Source organism: Desulfovibrio sp. SGI.169, from assembly GCF_050313595.1.
GTDB lineage: Bacteria > Desulfobacterota > Desulfovibrionia > Desulfovibrionales > Desulfovibrionaceae > Desulfovibrio.
On record NZ_JBNPLS010000002.1, the window covers coordinates 52428 to 69872 of the forward strand.

Genomic DNA, 17445 nt, shown 5'->3' on the forward strand with positions numbered 1-17445 from the left:
TCAACAGCTTGAGCCGGTATCAATCATGTTTTTGAGTTCCTGCCGTACACGGCTTCTCTTGCGCATCTTTCTGGCGCTGCTGATTGGCCTGTCTGTTCTGCTGGCGACGGCCATCCATCTTTTGCAGCGCAACCCCGAAGCCCTCACCCGCCATTATCTGGACGAGCTTTCCAGACGCACCGGCCTGGTTTTTGCCGTGGAGGGCGTGGATGTGGCCCTTTTGCCCGTGCCCTCCATCGCGGTGAGCAACGCTTCGGTGGAAGGGAACGGCCTGCATTTCTCCGTGGCCTACGCCACCCTGCGCCCTGATTTCTGGGCTCTGCTGCGCGGGGCCTTTGAGCCGCGCAATGTTTCGTTGCTGCGGCCCCGGCTGCGCGGCGCGCTGCGCCTGCCCCTGGGCGACCCTGAGGCGCTGGCGGGAGGCTATGGCGGCGGGGGCGGCGCTTTGCCCGAACTGCCTGATGACTGCCGCGTGACCATTGTTCAGGGCGAGCTTGATCTGACGGGCGCGGACGGGGCGCGCCTGCAACTGGACGGCCTGCAATGCCGCCTGGATACGGAGTCTCCTGCCCGCGTCAGTGGCCGCGTGTTTCTGGGCGCGGCGCTGTTGCGGCGGCAGGGGGCGTCTCTGGTTCGTCTGGATCATTTTCTGGTTGAAGGTGAAAGCGATCTGCGCGAGCCGCTCACGGCCACGCCCAGGCTGCTGGTCAGCGGCGCGCTGCGCTGGCCGCCCCACCTGGAGCAATTCAGGCTGGCGCTCAATTTGCAGGGGGAATCCACAGGCTGGACCGCGCGCGCGGATCTGCGCGGGGCCCTGGCCAGAGATCGGGAATCGCTGCCCTTCGGGCTGGCCGGCACGGCGGCCATGCGCGGCGGCAAGCAAGGCGTCAGCCTGGAGCGCATACAGCTGGAATTTGGCCCGGACAGCGGGGAACTCAGCGGAACATTGCGTCTGCCGGGCATGGGGCAGGGCTTCAGCCTGGACGGCCGCCTGCTGCTGCACCGCGCGAGCCTGACCCAATGGCTGGGTTTTGCCCGCAACCTCGCGCCCGGCCTGCAGCTGGCCCTGGACAATCTCACCGACGGCAGTCTGGATTTTCATCTGGACGGTCAGGGCCTGAAAGTGCCGCGCATCGCGGTGCGCTGCGCCGGGGCGCGCTTTACCGGCTCGGGGGGCGTGGCCAGTTGGGCCAGACCGGAGGTGGCTCTTGACCTCAAGGCGGATCGCCTCAATCTGGGGCTGGCCATTCCCGAATCCGTGGGCAAGCCGCCGCCGGCGCCCCGTTTTTTTCACGAAGCGCTGACGCCCATGCCCGGCGAGCCCCTTCAGCCCGGCGAAACCGGCATAGGGTACGACATTCGTCTGGCCGCTGCCGGCGTGGATTACGGCCCCCTGTTCATCGAAGACGCCAGGGTGGTCATCACCCCCGGCAAGCTGGATAAAAACGGGCTGGAAGACACCCTGATCACGGCGGACGGGCGGCTTTACGGCGGCGACCTGCACGGAGAGTGCATACTGGGCGGCGGACGGGCGCACGCCTATGCCATTTCCATGCGCCTGCGTGACGTGAACGGCGCGCCCCTGGGCAGAGCCTTGCCCGTTTTGCCGGTCAAAAGCGGCCGCCTGCGGGCCAATGTGGAGATCATGAGCCAGGGGCGGGAGCTGGCGGAATTTCTGGGCAAGCTCAGGGGCGTCATAAACGTGCGCGGCGAGCGGGGCGGCCTGCGCCTGCCCGATGCCGCCGGCGATCTGGCTTTCAGCGATATGGAGGTGGAGCTCAGGGCGCGCTCCGCCGTGTGGGAAAAGGGGCGTCTGGGTCTGGACGGACAGTGGCGCGGCGCTCTGAACAGCGCGAACCTCAACGGGCGGGCCGATCTGGACGGCAGGCTCTGGTTCGGCGGCAGCGGCAATCTGGATTTCCGAAACCTGCCCGGCAATCTGAGCCTGCGCCTGAGCCCGGCGCTCAGCTCTCTGCCCGAAGGCTTGCAGGCGGATATCAGCGGCGATTTTTCCTGTCAGGGCGCGCGCGGCCTGTTTGCTGTCGGCAACGCGCACGCCAGCGCTTTGGGCGTGGAGCTTCGGGGGCAGGCCCAGATCAGCGGCGGCAAGGGCGGCCTGGCCTGGCAGGGTTCGGTTTCGGCTCTCAGCCGTAACCTGAACCGCACCCTGCGGCTGGCATTCAATACGGCGGCCAAACTGCCGCCGAGCCTGAACAGGGTCAGCCTTGAAGCGGATTTCAAGGGCGGCCCGGACGCTCTTTCGCTGAGCAATATCCGCGCCCGCCTGGATCAGAGCGTGATTGACGGTTCGCTGAGCGTCTCTCTGCGCGCGCCGCAGCCGGGGCTGCATATGGCTCTCGGCGTGGATACGGTTGACCTGAATCGTTATGTGCATGACCAAAAGGACGCACCGGCTCAGCAAAAGGGCGCTGCCGGGCCGTCAGGTGAAAAGTGGAATTTCGGCTTCATGCGCGACTTCAACGCCAGGGGCGAACTCCGCGTCAAGAATCTGATCGGCTGGCGCTTCAAAGCGCAGGAGCTCAAGCTGCCCTTCACGCTGGAGAACGGCCTGCTGCATTGCGGCCCCGGCACGGCCCGTTTTTATGGTTCAACCCTGCAAAGCCAGAGTAAAATCGACTTTACCAGGGGGCTGCGCTTTGAAAGCTCTCTGGCTGTGGCGGACTTTGATCTGGCCGCCGCCAGTCGCGACAGGGGCGGCGACGCGGTTCTGGGGGGCCGGGGCAGCCTCAGTTCCGAGGTGCGCGGCGCGCTGACCGGGCCGGGCCAGCTGCCCGCGGCGCTGGACGGGGCCTGGCGCTTTACGGTGCGGGACGGTTCCTATCAGAAACGCGGCGGCGACGGCAGGCTCAAGGGCAAGCCCACACTTTTCGGTCTGGCTTCGGCATCGGGTTCCATCACGGCGGGCGTGGTTCGCAGCCAGGACTTCATTCTTCAGGGGCCGGGCCTGAAAGTGCATGGCGGCGGCCGGATAAACCTGAACGACGAGACGCTGGACTGCAACTTTACCGTAAATATGAAAAATCTGCCTGATTTCCCCCTGCGTCTCTACGGCAGCCTGCACGACAGCAAGAGTTCCATCGGCGCGGGCAAGCTGATTCTGAACACCATCGGCGGCATCACCTCCGGCTTTGTGGACGTGCTGGGCGGCATTGTCGAAGGCGCCTGGAAGCTGTTTCGCTGAACCATGACAGGCGGCGGCAGTGCTTCATCGCGCGGCTGGTTGTGAAGCAATGCGCATGAAAGCCCCCTGCGCCGCTATTTTTTGTCGCAGCCTTTGCAGGCCGCGCCGTCGCCGCTTTTGAAAATGATCAGGGGGCAGTTTTTGCAGATATCCCCACCAGGAAAGTAATCCCCCGGCCGCGTCACGGAACTGGATCCGCTTTTTTCGATGCGCTGAAGCAGACGGCGCGCCACAGCCTCCAGATGCTCGCCGGGGATAAAGACATAGGTCTCGCCGCGTTCGGTCTTGCCCGCGTTATACGCGCCGGAGCAGGGGGGACAGTGGTTAAAGGTCTTCTGTCGCCAGCAGAAGACGGAACCGCCGCAGGCCGAGGAACTCATGGTGATCTGGGGACGCAGGGGATGCGTATCGGTGGCGGCCATGTAGTCCACGGCCAGGTGGTAGGCCTGTATGCTGTCGCAATAAAAATGAACCACATGCGGCGGCAGCGCCGCCTTGCCCAGCGGCCCCGCGGCCACAGCCCTGACGCCGTTCATGGGCAGACGCGGTTTGGAGAGAAGAAAGCGCTTGACCTGCGCCTCGTCCACGCAATACTTGAGCTGGGATTTCACTTCTTTTTCATCAATATCGCGCCAGCCGAAGCTGACCCGGGCGTTGGCGCAGGCGAGAGTTTCCGCCGTTCCCAGTACGGTTTTGCCCTGCATGCGCGCCGCCGTCTCCCACTGGCAGAAGGTCAGCGGCTTGACCGGAACCACATGCGGGGTGCTGCGCCTGAACTCTTCCACATCCTTGTCGGTAAACAGCCAGGTCACGGCTACGGGATGGTGGTAGAGGCGCAACTGCTCCATAAGAATGGATTCCATCTCCTGAAAAGACAGGGGCATGATTCCTCCTTGCGGGCAGAACTCGTGAACACGGCGTAAATGCGGCCGGAGTATTCACCAGGGGAAGCCGCGAGGCTCCCCGCGGCGCGGGATATTTCCAAGACAGCATATTCTAAAATATGCCCTGAGTAAACACGCGGCGCGATATCTCTGCCTAGGGCATAACCGGTTTGGGCCATTCCGCGTTCAGACAGAGCGGCAAAACGGAGCGACGGGGAAACACCCGGCCCGAAGGCTGAAGGGGGCGGGCCGCATCTCGCCGCCTTCCTCTCCGGTTGAGCGTGCCGGGCATGCGCATGCGGCGGGCGTGGCCTGTCTTGTCCGCACACGCCGTCCGTTCTTCGCCGCTCCCGTTGACAGGATGTTTTTTTCGGGCTAGAACCGCAGAGAGCGTGTTCTTTTTTGCACAAATCAACATCCGGTTCCGTCAAGGAGAGCAACCGTGAATATTCTGATTTTCGGTCCCAACGGCAGCGGCAAGGGTACCCAGGGCAATCTGATCAAGCAAAAGTACAATCTCGCGCACATTGAATCCGGGGCCATTTTCCGCGAACATATCGGCGGCGGCACGGAACTGGGCAAAAAAGCCAAGGCCTATATTGACCGCGGCGATCTGGTGCCCGACGACATCACCATCCCCATGGTGCTGGAAACCCTGAAAACCAAGGGCAAGGACGGCTGGCTGCTGGACGGCTTCCCGCGCAATATGGTGCAGGCCGAAAAACTGTGGGACGCCCTGCAGAAGGAAGGTCTCAAGCTCGACTATGTGGTGGAAATTCTGCTGCCGCGCGAAGTGGCCAAAAACCGCATCATGGGCCGCCGCCTCTGCAAGGAAAACAATAACCACCCCAATAATATCTTTATTGACGCCATCAAGCCCGACGGCGACAAGTGCCGCGTCTGCGGGGCGGCGCTTTCCACCCGCAGCGACGACCAGGACGAGGCGGCCATCAACAAGCGCCATGACATTTATTACAATACTGTGGACGGCACCCTGGCCGCGGCCTATTTTTTCAAGAATCTGGCCAGTCAGGGCAAGACAAAGTACATTGAGCTTAATGGCGAGGGCAGCATCGATTCCATCAAGGAAACCCTGCTTTCCAAGCTGGACTGAGCCGCAGCCGGCATGACCGCAAGCGCCCCGCAAGGGGCGCTTTTTTTGCCAAGGGGCAGGCAGCCGTCAGCAACTGCCTCATCAGCTAAAGGAGCGCTGTTCTGGCGAGAGAGCGATTGTCTTTCGCGTCAACGGCGATGCTTTTTATGAGGGCTGAACCCGGAAGGTTTTGCCTTTGAAAATGTCTGCCAGCCATGATTCCACGCGGGTTTCACGCCTCCAGCGGAGCTGACGCCGCAAGTGAGTGGCGGCCTTCGATGTGGCGCGGAGTCTCGCCCCGCCGGCTCCGTGAGCATTTCATGCGCGAAACGCTCTGGCTTCCAGTGAAAATGCCGGGAGGCGTCTGACCTGATCGGCATCTGGAGACTGGCTGGCGCAGCCCTCTGAAAGCCGAAAAGAATGTTGCATTCTGTCTGGCTGAACATTTCATAAAAATATTCTTATGAAATGTTCAGCCTATTATCGTGACAGCACAGGCCGTCATTGCAAACGCTCCGCGCCTGTCGGGAGCTGACGGCCACTGTGAGGCCCAAACGCTCCTTGCCGGCGCGAGGCTCCAATGCGGCGCGATATTGACTGTTGCACTGTGCAAGCTCAAAGCCCGCCTGTTTTAGTGATGGTGGTTGCAGCCGCCCCGGCAAAGCTGTTCAGTGCCGAACGCCTGCAGTTTGCCTTCCGCAAAAGCTCTCAGGGCATCGCCCACCGAGGCATGCCCAGCGCTGTAATACACAGTGATGCCCGCCGCCTGCATGGCGTTAAGCGGGCGCATGCCCATGCCGCCGGCCAGCAAGGCGCGCACGCCCTGCGCGGCCAGTTCCTGCACAGGCTGAAGACAATTGCCGTGTTCATGCCCACTGTTGGGCAGCACACGCACGCCACTGACAGCGCCGTTTTCCACAAAAGCCAGAGTATATGCGTCGCAGTGGCCAAAATGCGCGCTGGGCGCGGCTTCCAACCCGCCAGGCGCATCAGAGGGAACAGCCACAAAAATTTTTTCGCTCATTTGAGTTTCTCCTTGAAGATTGGTTTCCTCGGTCAAGGCGCACACGCCGCCCGCAATGCGTAACGCCCGCCCCTCAATCAGGGCTTGAGCCACACAGTGACGCGCCTTGCGCAGCAACCTGCCGAAAGTATGCCGCGAAACGCCCATGAGGGCGGCGGCCTCGTCCGTGTTCAGGCCCTGGTGATCCGCCAGCCGCACCGCTTCCAGCCCATCCACGGGCAGCACGATTTCCGCCAGTTCGCTCAGCGGAATGCCCCGGGGCTTGAAATAGACCGCTTTGGGCAAAGCGGCTATGCGGCGGCAATGGCAGGGTCTGGGCATGGCTCCTCGGTTATTTTGCTCAAATGAGCATTTAAGATGCCATCCGCGAATTGTCAAGGGCATCAAAAAATTGAGCGCTCCACCGCCTAACGCCGGTGGAGCGTTCAAATAATAATATAAGAGCGATGCCTATTGTGTTCGCCGGCCTTCTTCTCCACCAGAGATTTCAGGGGCAGATCGAGGTTGTCTCGCTCTGCCCCTTTTTTTGCATAAACCGGAATGAAGCGTGGACTAGAAGGAGTACACGAAGCTCAGGTTGACGTTCCAGGGGTCGCGCACTTCGTCGTCCTTGCCGTTCATCTTGCTGTGACCCCAGACGGACTTGGAGTGATCCATCCAGGTGGCCAGATAGGCGGCGTCCAGATACACGATGAAGTTTTCGTACATCTTGTATTCGTTGCTCAGGCCGATTTCCAGCGCGCTGTCATTGGTGGTCATGTACAGGGGGTTCATGCCCAGAGCGCCCTCGTTGGGACCATCGACAAACGAATGGTAACCGGGGCGATCCGCGCCGCTGAGATAGCGCTTGGCCATGGTCGGGCTGTTGGTGCCGCCGATGTAGTTCACGCGGAAGGTGTGCTTGAGGTCTTCCACAAAGCTTATGTCCTTCAAGCGCGCGCCAATGCCCCAGGTGCCGGACATATCGTAGCCCAGCGTGTTTTCACGGGCAATGTAGGGGTTGCCGTTGAAGGCGAAGTTGGAGAAGCCGTTATTGTTGTTGTTCACGCTCATGCTGGGCATGCGCTCGGAACCGTTGGCCGGGTTGTTGTCGTCGCCGGAAGCGTACCAGCCGTACAGGCCCGGGATAGCCCAATCCAGCTTGTATTCAAAGAGCAGCGAGGCCAGCCAGCCGGAGCGGTTCAGACGGCTGTCGTCATAATCCACAGCGCCGTAGTTGAAATCAAAGGCGATGCGGAAGGGATCCCAGTAAGTAATGTCGCCGGTCAGGCCAGCCCACCAGGCGGCGCCGTAGGCGCTCAAGCGTTTGCCATCCTTAAAGCCGTCCTTGTGACGGGCGCCGCCCACGGGGAACATGCCGGCCCTGGGGAACTTGGCGCTCGTGCCGGCAAAGTTGCCGTAATACTCGCCGTCAGTACGGAAGGCGTTGGGGCCGATGGCGGCCATCATGCCCCAGGGGGTCACTTTCACGCCGTCAAAGGACAGGGGCACCAACAGGCCGAACATGTCCACATTGTCCATGTAGTTGCCGTAAGTCTTGTTGGCGGTTTTGTAGCCATCGCTATAGCTGGCGTTGTCATTGAAGGGACGCGCCCAGAAAGCGGTGACTCCCACGTTTTCGTTGAACTGGTAGGAGGCCGCCACGGCGGCCACATCGTCATTGAAGACATTGCTGCCGGTGGTAAAGCTGGGCAGGGCCAGGCCCTGGATGCCCATGCGCACCTTCAGGTCGGTCTGCGGCGCCAGCCAGTCAATGTAGGCGTTTTTCACCTTGACGACATCGGCATTGTCAGCGCCCAGCGCGCCGCCGTTGCTTTTATCCTTGCCCCAGACCTGCGCGCCGATTTCAAAGAACACGGTGCCGGACAGGGCCTCGGAGGCCACGGCGTCCAACTGCAAACGCACGCGCTGCTTGGCCTGGAATTCGTCCTCCCCGCCATTATAGCCAGTCCGGCCGTTGCCGCCGGTGAAGTTTCCGTTTTGACCAAAATCATGATTTTATCATACTATATTGAAATAAAATAATAAAAATAAGAATAAGAAGAAAATACCCGCAACGATACCAACGCGGGAAGCGGCGCTGTGCCGGTCTGGCGACTCCATAACGGCACAGCGCCGGCTTGTTGGCTGTCAGTTCTCTGTCGACAGATCGTCGCAAGGTGAAGAAGCTCTGGCGTCGTCAGGTGCTGTCGCGTCGGCATGACCTGCCGGGCCCGCCCTCCATGCTCCGTCAGGCTTATCCCGCGAGCCCGCCGGCTGCCCCTCCTGATGCGCGTTGCGCAGGCGGTCAAGGTAGTTGGCCCATTCCTGCATCATTTTTTTGCGTTCCGGCAGGTACTGCGCATGGTTGTACGAGGCCCGCACCCGGTTTTTCTCGCAATGGGCCAGCTGACGTTCAATCAGGTCGCTTTTGTAGCCCTGTTCATTGAGCAGGGTGGAGGCCAGCGAGCGGAAACCGTGGAAGGACATCTGCTCCTTGTCATAACCCAGGCGGCGGAGCGCCTTCACCAGCGTCAGGGGGGTGATGCCGTTCTGGCTGGAACGCCGACCGGGAAAAAGAAAGAGGCCGTCGCCGTTATGGCCGCGCAACTGTTCAAGAATTTCCACAACCTGCCGGGCCAGGGGCACGATATGGGCCACGCGGTTTTTCATCCGTTCGGCGGGGATGCGCCATTCGCCCCGGTGCAGATCAAACTCCCGCCAGCGCGCCCCGGACAGTTCATTGGCGCGAACAAAAACATAAGGGGCCATCCGCAGCGCGCATTGAACCGGAAAACTGCTCCAGTAGCCGTCAAGGGCGCGAAGCAGGCGGCCGATTTCGCCGGGGTTTGTCAGTGCGGCAAGATGGCGGGAGCGCAGGGGGCGCAACGCGCCGCGCAGATCCGCGGCCACATCCCGCTCGGCCCGGCCGGTGGCGACGGCATAGCGGAAGATGCGTCCGCATTCGGACAGCAGCCTGTGCGCCTTGACCACGGAGCGGCATTCCACGCCGCGCAGAAGGTGAAGCAATTCCGGCGGGGTGATGCTCTTGATGGGGCGCGCGCCCAGCGCGGGGAGCAGGGTTTGCGTGAGGTCTCCCGCGATGGCGTTGGCGGTGCGGGGGGCCCAGTGCCCGGCGAATTTGTCCAGCCAGTCCTGGGTCACGGCTGCCAGCGTGTTGCGCGCGGCGGCCAGGGCTTCGGCTTTGGCCGCCCGTTTGGCCGCGCTGGGGTCAATATGCGCCAGCAGCATCTTTTTAGCCGCTTCGCGCCGTTGTCTGGCCTCAAGCAGGCTGAATTCCGGCCAGGGGCCGATGACCAGCAGTTTTTGCCGCCCCAGATAGCGGTAGGCCAACCGCCAGGATTTTCTCCCCTTGGGGGTGACATACAAAAAAAGCCCGCCGCCGTCGGCGTGCTTTTGAACCTTGCCGTTGGCCGCGACGGCGCGGACGGCCTTTTCCGTAAGTTTCATGCTCTTTCTCCTGCGGCCGGATGCCGCCAGGGAAGAAAAGGGCAGAAAGAGGGGAGATGCAAGATGTTATCCACCCGCAAGGCCGGGCGAAGATACCAACACTTGTACCAACAGGCGCGCGGAGGGAGAACCGCCGGGCAGCGGCAGCCTGAGCCTATTTGCTGAAAGCGCGCCAGCAATGAACGTCAGGGCAGGCCTGAATCAGATTGCCCGGGAGATTGGGCGGCTCAGGCCTGCCGGCGCAGAGAAAGCAGACCGTCCAGAATGCTCCAGGGATTGGGCGGACAGCCGGGCACGAAAACATCCGCCCGCGGGCCGTCTGCGCCCCCGGACTCTTGCAGACCGTCCATGCCGTTGCGGCATTGCGGGCTATCCCGAAACAGGCCGCCGGAAATGGCGCAGGCCCCCACAGCCACCAGCAGGCGCGGTTCCGGCGTGGCGGCCCAGGTATCCAGCAGCGCCCGGCGCATGTGCGCGCTTGCCGGGCCAGTGATCAGCAGGCCGTCGGCATGGCGTGGCGACGCCACGAATTCGATGCCGAAGCGTCCCAGATCATACGCCAGAGTGCCCAGCACATTGCAATCAGCCTCGCAGGCGGCGCAGCCCCCGGCGCTGACCTGGCGCAGCTTGAGGGAGCGGCGGAACAGCTTGTAATCGCGTGGGGGACGGGGCGGCTCATACGCCGGGGCCGAAGCGCCGGATTGCGAATCAGGAGCGGCTGAGACGAGCAGATCCTCGCGCTGGAAAACCGCCATGCGGTGTTCGCCGCTGAAACGGAAGGCCCCCTTGGAACAAGCGTCGCGGCAGGCCCCGCAGAAAATGCAGCGGCCCATGTCCAGGAGCGGCGTGCGCGCTCGTCCGTCGGGCCCGGCGGGGCCTGGCAGCAGCGCGCCCGTGGGGCAGGCGTCGAAACAGGCGCGGCAGTCGCCGCACTCCACGCTCGTGAGCGCGGGACGCCCCAAGTAGCGCGGCGAAAGCGCGGGGTTCTGCCGGGGATAGTCCAGGGTGCGATATTTCTGGTGCAGACGTTCCTTGATGATGCGCAACATGGGCATGCCTCACAAATCGTGGCCGCAGTATGAAAGATTGAAGCTCTTGTTGCAGAGGGGAAAGTCTGAAATCTGGCCGTTGCGCATGGCCAGAGCCAGACCGGGCCAGTTGTGGAAGGAGGGATCCACGATCTTGCAGGCCAGCAGCTCCCCGTCAGCGTCGGTAACAGCCAGATGACAGATCTCGCCGCGCCAGCCCTCCACCTGGGCCACAGCCAGCTTGCGGGCGGGCAGGCGGGCAGGAAGCGCGGGCGGCGGCGCGACATCCCGCGTTTCAGCACAGGCGGCCAGACGGGTCAGATCCGCCTCCAGCAGGGCCAGAGAGTCGTCCATTTCATGGCTGCGCACCAGGGCGCGGGCCAGCACGTCGCCGCCTTGTTCCAGGCGGGGCTGGTCGATGCCGCAGGGCAGATCAGACACGGGCGCGTGGAAGCGGGCGTCCAGAGGCAGGCCGCAGGCGCGCGCGGCCACGCCCACCAGCCCCAGGGCGCGGGCATCCGCGCCGCTCAGGGCGCCTGTTCCGCTCAGGCGGTCGCGCACGCTGGCCGAGTCCAGCATGATGTCAACGGCGCCGCGCGTGTCTCTTCCGGCGGCGCGCAGCCGTGTCAGCAGGTCGTCGCAGTCTTCCGGGGAAAGGTCATGGGCCGTGCCGCCGTACCGCAGCAGGCCGCGCCCGAAGCGGTTGCCGCACACGCTGGCGGTCATGTTCAGAAAATCGCCCCGGATGCGGCCATTCCAGGAAGAGGTGGGCAAAAAGCCCGTATCGCCGGCAATGGCCCCCAGATCGCCGCAGTGATTGGCCAGGCGTTCCAGCTCCAGCCCCACGCGGCGCAGAAGCCAGGCGCGTTCGGGCACATCCTGGCCGGTCAGGCGTTCCCACAGAACGCAATGGGCCGTGGCATGGGCCACGCTGGAATCCCCGGCGGCGCATTCCAGAAGCCGCAGACGGCGGGCGGCCGTCTGCGCCGCCCCATGCGCGGAAGCGGCGGCGAGCATGGCCTCCAGCCCACGATGCTGGTAGCCCAGAGCGATTTCCAAGTGCAGCACGTTTTCGCCGTAGCACTGAAAGCGAAAGTGCCCCGGCTCGATAATGCCGGCATGCACCGGCCCCACGGCCACTTCATGCACTTCGACGCCGTCAGCCCGGTAAAAGGGATAGGCCGCGCCTTCCCCCTCCTCTTCCGCGTCGGGCGTGCGCCGCACGGGCTTGAGCCAGGGATGGCCCACAGGTTCCAGGCCCCATTGTTCGTAAATTTCGCGTTCAAAATAATGGGCCTGGGGGCAGTCAGGCGTGAGAGAGGGAAACTGTTTCAGCGGGGGCGTGCGCAGGGCCGCCAGTCTGCGCGCGGCGTCATGAGCCAGAACGCAGCAAAGAGTCGCGGGCGCGCCGGCCCGCGTCGCCTCGGGCATGCCAAAAAAGGCCAGCATGCGCCAGCCGTCGTTCACGGCTTGGAGAACCCGCGCGCGCAGTTCCGCCGGGTTCAGGCGGGGCAGGCAGTCCAGGTCTGCGGGCCGCCGGTAGTCAAAAGAAAACATGTCCATGTTTCCTACCCCCCGATAAGCGCCGCGCCGCGTTGCAGAAAGCGCCACAGCCAGTCGGGCGTCCAGATGCCCAGGGTCAGCACGGCCAGGCCCAGAATCAGGGGCGACTGCACGCTCAGCAGGGTCTCGCGCCGGTTCTGCGGCATGTCCGCGGGCCGGGAGCCCTGCACCATGCGCAGCACCGCCACGGACATGCCGACGAAAATGATGGCCAAAGTCGTCAGATACACGGCGGCTACGCCGTGAGCGCCGCTTGCCAGCATGCCCTTGAGAATCAGAAACTCGCTGACAAAGATGCCGAAGGGCGGCGAACCGACTATGGCCAGAAAGCCCGCCGTCCAGAGCGCGCCGGTGACGGGCATGGTCCAGCGCAGGCCGCGCACGTCGTAGCTGGAGAATGTGTGGTACCGGGCCAGAATGTTGCCCGCCAGCAGAAAAAGCATGCATTTGGTCAGGGAATGGCAGACGGAGTGCAGCAGGGCGCCCTGGGCCGCCAGCCCGCCCAGACCCGTGCCCAGCGCCAGGATGCCCATGTGCTCCACGCTGGAATAGGCCAGCAGGCGCTTGTAGTGGCCCTGACCCACAATGAAGATGGCGGCGGTGATCAGGGAAAGCAGGCCGAAAAAGACCAGCAGGCCGCCGCTGAAGCCGCCCAGGCCCGCCGCCAGCATGATCTGGTGCCCGCGCAATATGCCCAGCAGGGCGCAGTTGAGCAGCGCGCCGGACAACAGGGCCGAAACCAGCGAAGGGGCCTGGCTGTGGGCGTCGGGCAGCCAGTTGTGCAGGGGCGCCAGGCCCATCTTGGTGCCATAGCCCACCAGCAGAAAGATGAATGCCGCCTTGAGCCAGGGTTGCGCGGCCGTTTGCGCGTGCCGGATGAACCAGCCGGTCTGATCCATGCCCCCGGTCGCCATTTCGCCGCCTCCGCTCCCGGCGGGCGCGTAAAAGGCGACGGAAAGCAGAATGTTGCCCAGCAGGGCCAGAGCGATGCCCACGGAACAGATGATCAGGTATTTCCAGGTGGCTTCCAGCGAGCGCTGGTGGCGGTGAAAATAGATCAGCGGCGCGCTGGACAGCGTGGTGGCTTCAATGCCCACCCAGAGCGCCCCCAGATGCGGCGTGGCGGTTACAAGAGTCATGGCCGCGAGAAAGAAGCAGAGACAGGCTGTGAAGCGACGCTCAGGCGCGTTGGTGAAGGGGCGGCCGTCCTGGATGCAGGTGCGTTCTTCAATGCTTTCTTCTTCGCGCAGATAGCCAAGGGCGTAGATTGAGGCCGCCAGAAAGAGCAGACTGGCCAGCGCCAGAAAGAGCGCGCCCAGCGGGTCGGGAGCCAGCAGGCCGCCCAGGGCCGCGGGTTTTTCCCCTTGAGCCACGCGCGCCGCCGTCAGCAGCGACAGGGCGGCGTGCGCCAGGCCAGTGAGGGGCAAAAGCCCCCGGCAGAAGGCGGCGTTACCCACGGCCAGCATGATCAGACCCGCGCAGAGCGGGAGAAAAAGCAGGGCTTCCAGCATGCGCGTCTAGTCCCTGAGGCTGCGAAAGCGCCCCACGTCAATGGATTCAAAGGTTTCGCCAATATGATTGATGGCAATGCCCATGACAAAAACCGCCACAAAAACGTCCAGCAGCAGGGCCAGCTCAAACCAGACCGCGCCGGAGGTCATCAGCGGCGCTCCCAGCAGAAAAATGCCGTTTTCCGCCACCAGATAACCGATGACCTGGGAAAGGGCCGTGGTTCGCCCCACCACCATAATCAGCCCGCAGAACAGGGTCGTCAGGGCCGTGGGCAGCAAAAGCGGCGGGAAAAGCCCCGGCAGAATGAGCAGCCGCGCTTCCAGCCAGAGAGAAAACACCAGCCCGGCCATGCCCGCCAGAATGCCCAGCCCCCGGTGCAGACGGGGCTTGAGGCCCGTGGCCGCGTGCAGGCCCTTTCTGGTGCGCAGCAGCAGGCCGGGAAGCAGCAGACCCTTGATCAGCAGCACGGCCCCGGCCAGCAGGGCGTGATCCAGACAGAGCAGCAGAGCCGCCAGCAGAATGCCCTGAAAGGCCGTGAGCCGGATCAGCCCCAGCAGGCGCGGTGCGCCCAGCAAAAGCAGGTTGTTGAGCAGGAGCAGAAAAAGAATGGTGGGCAGAAGTGTGGTCATGCTCTTCTCCGCGTGCCTATCGCGCCTGGGTCAGAATCAGCGCCAGAGACGCCATTGCCGCCGCGCCGCCCAGCAGGTGGGAAATGCGCGTCAGCCGCAGACGGGCCATGACTGACTCCACCACGCCCACGGCCACGGCCACGGCCAGAATTATCAGCAGGCACAGCCCGCCCTGTTGCCAGAGCGGCAGCGGCGGCGTCAGCAGCCCGGCCGTGAGTGCGGCGAAAAACCAGAGCTTGAGGGCCGCGCCGTAAACAATCATGGCCAGATTGGGGCCGGAATGATCCAGCACCATGACTTCGTGAATCATGGTCAGTTCCAGATGGGTATTGGGATCATCCATCGGGATGCGGCAGTTCTCCACCAGCAGCAGCACAAAGAAGACCGCCGGGGCCAGCAAAAGCTCCGCGCGGCCCGCCAGCCATGCCTCGGCGGCCTGTCCGCCGAACATGGCCGAGAGGGAAAAGGCCGTGGCCAGATCCACGCTCTGGTCAGTGTGGCGGCCAATATCCAGGCTCAGACTGGTCAGCGCCAGAAAGACCAGAAAGAGCACCGGTTCGGCCAGGGCCGAAAAGGCGGCTTCGCGGCTGGCGCCCATGCCCTCGAAGGACGAGCCGGTATCCAGCGCCGAGAGAACCAGGGCAAAGCGGCCCATGCCCAGCAGATAGGCGGCCAGCAGAAAATCCCCGCCAAAGCCCAGGGGCGAGGGCGCGCCGCCCAGGGGCAGCAGGGCCAGGGCGCAGAGCGTGGCTGCCAGAGCCACGCCGGGGCCCGCGACAAAAGTCCAGGTGGCTGTGCGGCCGAGCACTTCGCTTTTGCGCAGCAGACGGGCCAGATCATAGTATGTCTGGAGCAGGGGCTTGCCCCGGCGGCCCGCAAACTTGGCCTTGACCCGGTTGATGATGCCGGGCAGCAGCGGCGCCAGGGTCAGCGCCAGGAAAAGCTGAACGAGGTAAAAGACCATGCCCTGAGTCATGTGTGCAGCCCCCAGATCAGCAGGCCCACCACCGTGGCCAGAATATAGAGGATATAGAGATGTATCTTGCCGTGCTGGAGAATCTTGCAGGCATTGCACAGGCGTTCCACAGCCTCGAACAGGGGCGTGAACAGGCCGCTGCGCAGGCGGTCGGGCGCGGTCACGTTCAGGGCCGCGCGACCGGGAAAAAGGCCGCTTGCCGGGCGGCGGCAGGCCTTGAGGCCCATGACCGGGGCGAACACCTTGGCCAGAGGCTCCGAAAAAGAGGCGTCCGTATACTGGATGCGCGCCGCGCTCGCCTTTTCCGCGCGGAAGCCGCAGCCCCATGTGGGCGTCCGCCCCGCCCGCGAGGGCGGAAAGCCGCGTCGCCGCAGCAGCAGGCGGCGGCCCAGCAGCAGAACCAGCGCCAGACAAAGACCCGCCGCGCCCAACAGGGAAACCATGCGCAGACTGTCCCGCACCTGGGCCATGACCTCCAGCGCGCCGGCCATCAGCCCGTCGGGCGGGGGCGCCGCGTTCAGGGCCGTAAGCGAGGCCAGACCGAAAAAGAGCGGGGCCAGCAGGCCGCCCGCCACGCAGGCCAGGGCGGGCAGGGCCAGAGGCCAGAGCGTGCGCCAGGACACGGCATGGGCATTGGCCGCGAAGCCTGTGCGCGCCTCGCCCAGAAAGGTGATGCCGTAGGCCTTGGCATAGAGGGCGGCGGCCAGACCGCTGATCAGGGCCAGACCCGTCAATGCCAGCAAGAGGCCCATCTGCCGTTCCACACCGGGCAGCATGGGGCCGTCCAGCATGGCCAGGGCCAGCACAAATTCCCCGGCAAAGCCGCTCAGCGGCGGCAGGCAGGCAATGGACGCCGCGCCCAGGGCAAAGGCCGCGCCCAGCAGGGGCAGGCGTTTTTGCAGCCCCCCCAGCAGTTCCATGTGAACCGTGCCCGTGGCATGCAGCACTTCGCCCGCGCAGAGAAACAGCAGGCCCTTGAAGCCCGCGTGATTGAGCATGTGCAGCAGCGCGCCCGCGAAGCCCAGCAGGGCCACCCAGGCGTTGCCGGCGCTCTGGCCGATAAGCCCGGCCCCCACGCCCATGAACATGAGGCCCATGTTTTCCACACTGGAATAGGCCAGCAGGCGTTTGAGATTGCTTTGCGCCAGCGCTTTCAGAATGCCCATGAGGCCGGTGGCCAGACCCAGCAGCAGCAGACACCAGCCCCACCATTCGGGCGCCGCCCACAGGGTCGACAGCACGTTCAGGCTGCGGATCAGGCCGTAAAGGCCGGCATTGATCATGGCCCCGGACAGCAGGGCGGACACATGGCTGGGGGCGGCGGGGTGCGCTTCGGGCAGCCAGACATGCAGGGGCGCAAGGCCAGCCTTGGCCCCAAAGCCCAGCACGGCTAGAATGAACAGCGCGGCCAGAACGCCGGGGCCCGCTTCGCGCAGGGCCGCGCCGCCTTGCAGGGCCGCCAGGGAGGTGGAGCCGGCGCTCTGCCAGAGCAGGCCGAAAAAGGCGATCAGCGCCACAGCCCCCAGATGCGCGGCCACCAGATACACCCAGGAGGCGTCGCGCACCTTGCTGTCGCCGTCGTTAAAGTCGATAAGAAAAAAGGGCGCCAGAGACATGATTTCCCAGGCCAGCAAAAAGAGCACGGCGTCGCGCGCGCTCATGACCACCGCCATGCCCAGCAGAAGCAGGAGATAAAAAAACCAGTGCGCGCCCAGATTGTGTTCGCGCGGCGAGGTATGGCGCAGGGACAGGCCGCCGGAAAGGGCGCAGACCATGCCCAGGCCGAAGACCGGCAGCAGAAAGATGCGGCTCAGGGGGTCAAGGCCCAGAACCAGAGCGCCGACGGGCAGGCCCCAGGGCAGCTCCAGAATCAGGGTCGTGTCCCAGGGGCCGGCAAGCACGGCGCAAAGGCCGGTAAGGCAGCCCAGGGCCGCGCAGCCCGAGCCCAGGCAGTTGGCCGCGCGACAGTTGGCGACGCTGGGCGGGTAAAAGGCCGCCAGCGCCGCGAGCAGCGCCGTGGCCAGCGCGGCCGCCAAAAGAATCAGAAAGGCCGTGAGCAGCAGTTCCATGCGTTTTTCCGTGCC

The 17445-nt window shown here is 64.1% G+C and carries 11 protein-coding genes and 1 pseudogene; 2 read left to right on the top strand and 10 right to left on the bottom strand.

What is annotated here, in order from left to right; all coding sequences use genetic code 11:
- Positions 1–25: 25 nt before the first annotated feature.
- A complete protein-coding gene (locus ACQRA4_RS01785; RefSeq protein ID WP_427821368.1) occupies positions 26–3202 on the top strand; it encodes an AsmA family protein in 3177 nt (1058 codons plus the stop codon).
- Positions 3203–3276: 74 nt separating this feature from the next.
- On the opposite strand, the gene ACQRA4_RS01790 is transcribed toward ACQRA4_RS01785, so the two are convergent.
- Entirely contained in the window at positions 3277–4086 is an 810-nt protein-coding gene (locus ACQRA4_RS01790) for a DUF169 domain-containing protein (RefSeq protein WP_427821369.1), read from the bottom strand.
- A gap of 442 nt (positions 4087–4528) precedes the next feature.
- Between ACQRA4_RS01790 and ACQRA4_RS01795 the strand changes: the two genes are divergently transcribed.
- Positions 4529–5200, top strand: a complete 672-nt coding sequence (locus tag ACQRA4_RS01795; RefSeq protein WP_427821370.1) for an adenylate kinase — start codon at positions 4529–4531, stop codon at positions 5198–5200.
- Positions 5201–5810: 610 nt separating this feature from the next.
- Here ACQRA4_RS01795 and ACQRA4_RS01800 read toward each other — a convergent pair.
- From ACQRA4_RS01800 to ACQRA4_RS01840, 9 genes and pseudogenes are all read right to left on the bottom strand, one after another.
- Positions 5811–6524, bottom strand: coding sequence for a DUF134 domain-containing protein (locus ACQRA4_RS01800; protein WP_427821371.1), 714 nt, complete (start codon positions 6522–6524; stop codon positions 5811–5813).
- Between the two features lie 231 nt (positions 6525–6755).
- Positions 6756–8138 (bottom strand): annotated as a pseudogene (locus tag ACQRA4_RS01805) (outer membrane homotrimeric porin); the annotation flags it as partial.
- 195 nt (positions 8139–8333) lie between these two features.
- Positions 8334–9653 (bottom strand): tyrosine-type recombinase/integrase, encoded by a 1320-nt coding sequence (locus tag ACQRA4_RS01810; protein ID WP_427821372.1) that lies wholly within the window; start codon positions 9651–9653, stop codon positions 8334–8336.
- A 227-nt stretch (positions 9654–9880) separates the two neighbouring features.
- Positions 9881–10702: a 4Fe-4S dicluster domain-containing protein gene (locus tag ACQRA4_RS01815; RefSeq protein ID WP_427821373.1), complete on the bottom strand. Its 822-nt coding sequence runs from the start codon at positions 10700–10702 to the stop codon at positions 9881–9883.
- Between the two features lie 9 nt (positions 10703–10711).
- Positions 10712–12244 (bottom strand): NADH-quinone oxidoreductase subunit C, encoded by a 1533-nt coding sequence (locus ACQRA4_RS01820; RefSeq protein ID WP_427821374.1) that lies wholly within the window; start codon positions 12242–12244, stop codon positions 10712–10714.
- Between the two features lie 5 nt (positions 12245–12249).
- The gene (locus ACQRA4_RS01825; RefSeq protein ID WP_427821375.1) at positions 12250–13755 is read right to left on the bottom strand and encodes a proton-conducting transporter membrane subunit; all 1506 of its coding nucleotides are present in this window, start codon (positions 13753–13755) and stop codon (positions 12250–12252) included.
- A 6-nt stretch (positions 13756–13761) separates the two neighbouring features.
- Positions 13762–14385 carry a hydrogenase-4 component E gene (locus tag ACQRA4_RS01830; RefSeq protein ID WP_427821376.1) on the bottom strand — a complete coding sequence of 208 codons (624 nt, stop codon included), beginning with the start codon at positions 14383–14385 and terminating at the stop codon, positions 13762–13764.
- A 16-nt stretch (positions 14386–14401) separates the two neighbouring features.
- Complete coding sequence (locus ACQRA4_RS01835) at positions 14402–15361, bottom strand: respiratory chain complex I subunit 1 family protein (protein WP_427821377.1); 960 nt, start codon at positions 15359–15361, stop codon at positions 14402–14404.
- Positions 15358–17430, bottom strand: coding sequence for a proton-conducting transporter membrane subunit (locus tag ACQRA4_RS01840; RefSeq protein WP_427821378.1), 2073 nt, complete (start codon positions 17428–17430; stop codon positions 15358–15360). Before ACQRA4_RS01840 ends, ACQRA4_RS01835 begins: the two co-directional genes overlap by 4 nt.
- Positions 17431–17445: the final 15 nt, after the last annotated feature.

Coding starts and splice junctions, on each gene's coding strand:
- ACQRA4_RS01785 (WP_427821368.1), top strand. CDS start 26: ATGTTTTTGAGTTCCTGCCGTACACGGCTTCTCTTGCGCATCTTTCTG.
- ACQRA4_RS01790 (WP_427821369.1), bottom strand. CDS start 4,086: ATGCCCCTGTCTTTTCAGGAGATGGAATCCATTCTTATGGAGCAGTTG.
- ACQRA4_RS01800 (WP_427821371.1), bottom strand. CDS start 6,524: ATGCCCAGACCCTGCCATTGCCGCCGCATAGCCGCTTTGCCCAAAGCG.
- ACQRA4_RS01810 (WP_427821372.1), bottom strand. CDS start 9,653: ATGAAACTTACGGAAAAGGCCGTCCGCGCCGTCGCGGCCAACGGCAAG.
- ACQRA4_RS01815 (WP_427821373.1), bottom strand. CDS start 10,702: ATGTTGCGCATCATCAAGGAACGTCTGCACCAGAAATATCGCACCCTG.
- ACQRA4_RS01820 (WP_427821374.1), bottom strand. CDS start 12,244: ATGGACATGTTTTCTTTTGACTACCGGCGGCCCGCAGACCTGGACTGC.
- ACQRA4_RS01825 (WP_427821375.1), bottom strand. CDS start 13,755: ATGCTGGAAGCCCTGCTTTTTCTCCCGCTCTGCGCGGGTCTGATCATG.
- ACQRA4_RS01830 (WP_427821376.1), bottom strand. CDS start 14,385: ATGACCACACTTCTGCCCACCATTCTTTTTCTGCTCCTGCTCAACAAC.
- ACQRA4_RS01835 (WP_427821377.1), bottom strand. CDS start 15,361: ATGACTCAGGGCATGGTCTTTTACCTCGTTCAGCTTTTCCTGGCGCTG.
- ACQRA4_RS01840 (WP_427821378.1), bottom strand. CDS start 17,430: ATGGAACTGCTGCTCACGGCCTTTCTGATTCTTTTGGCGGCCGCGCTG.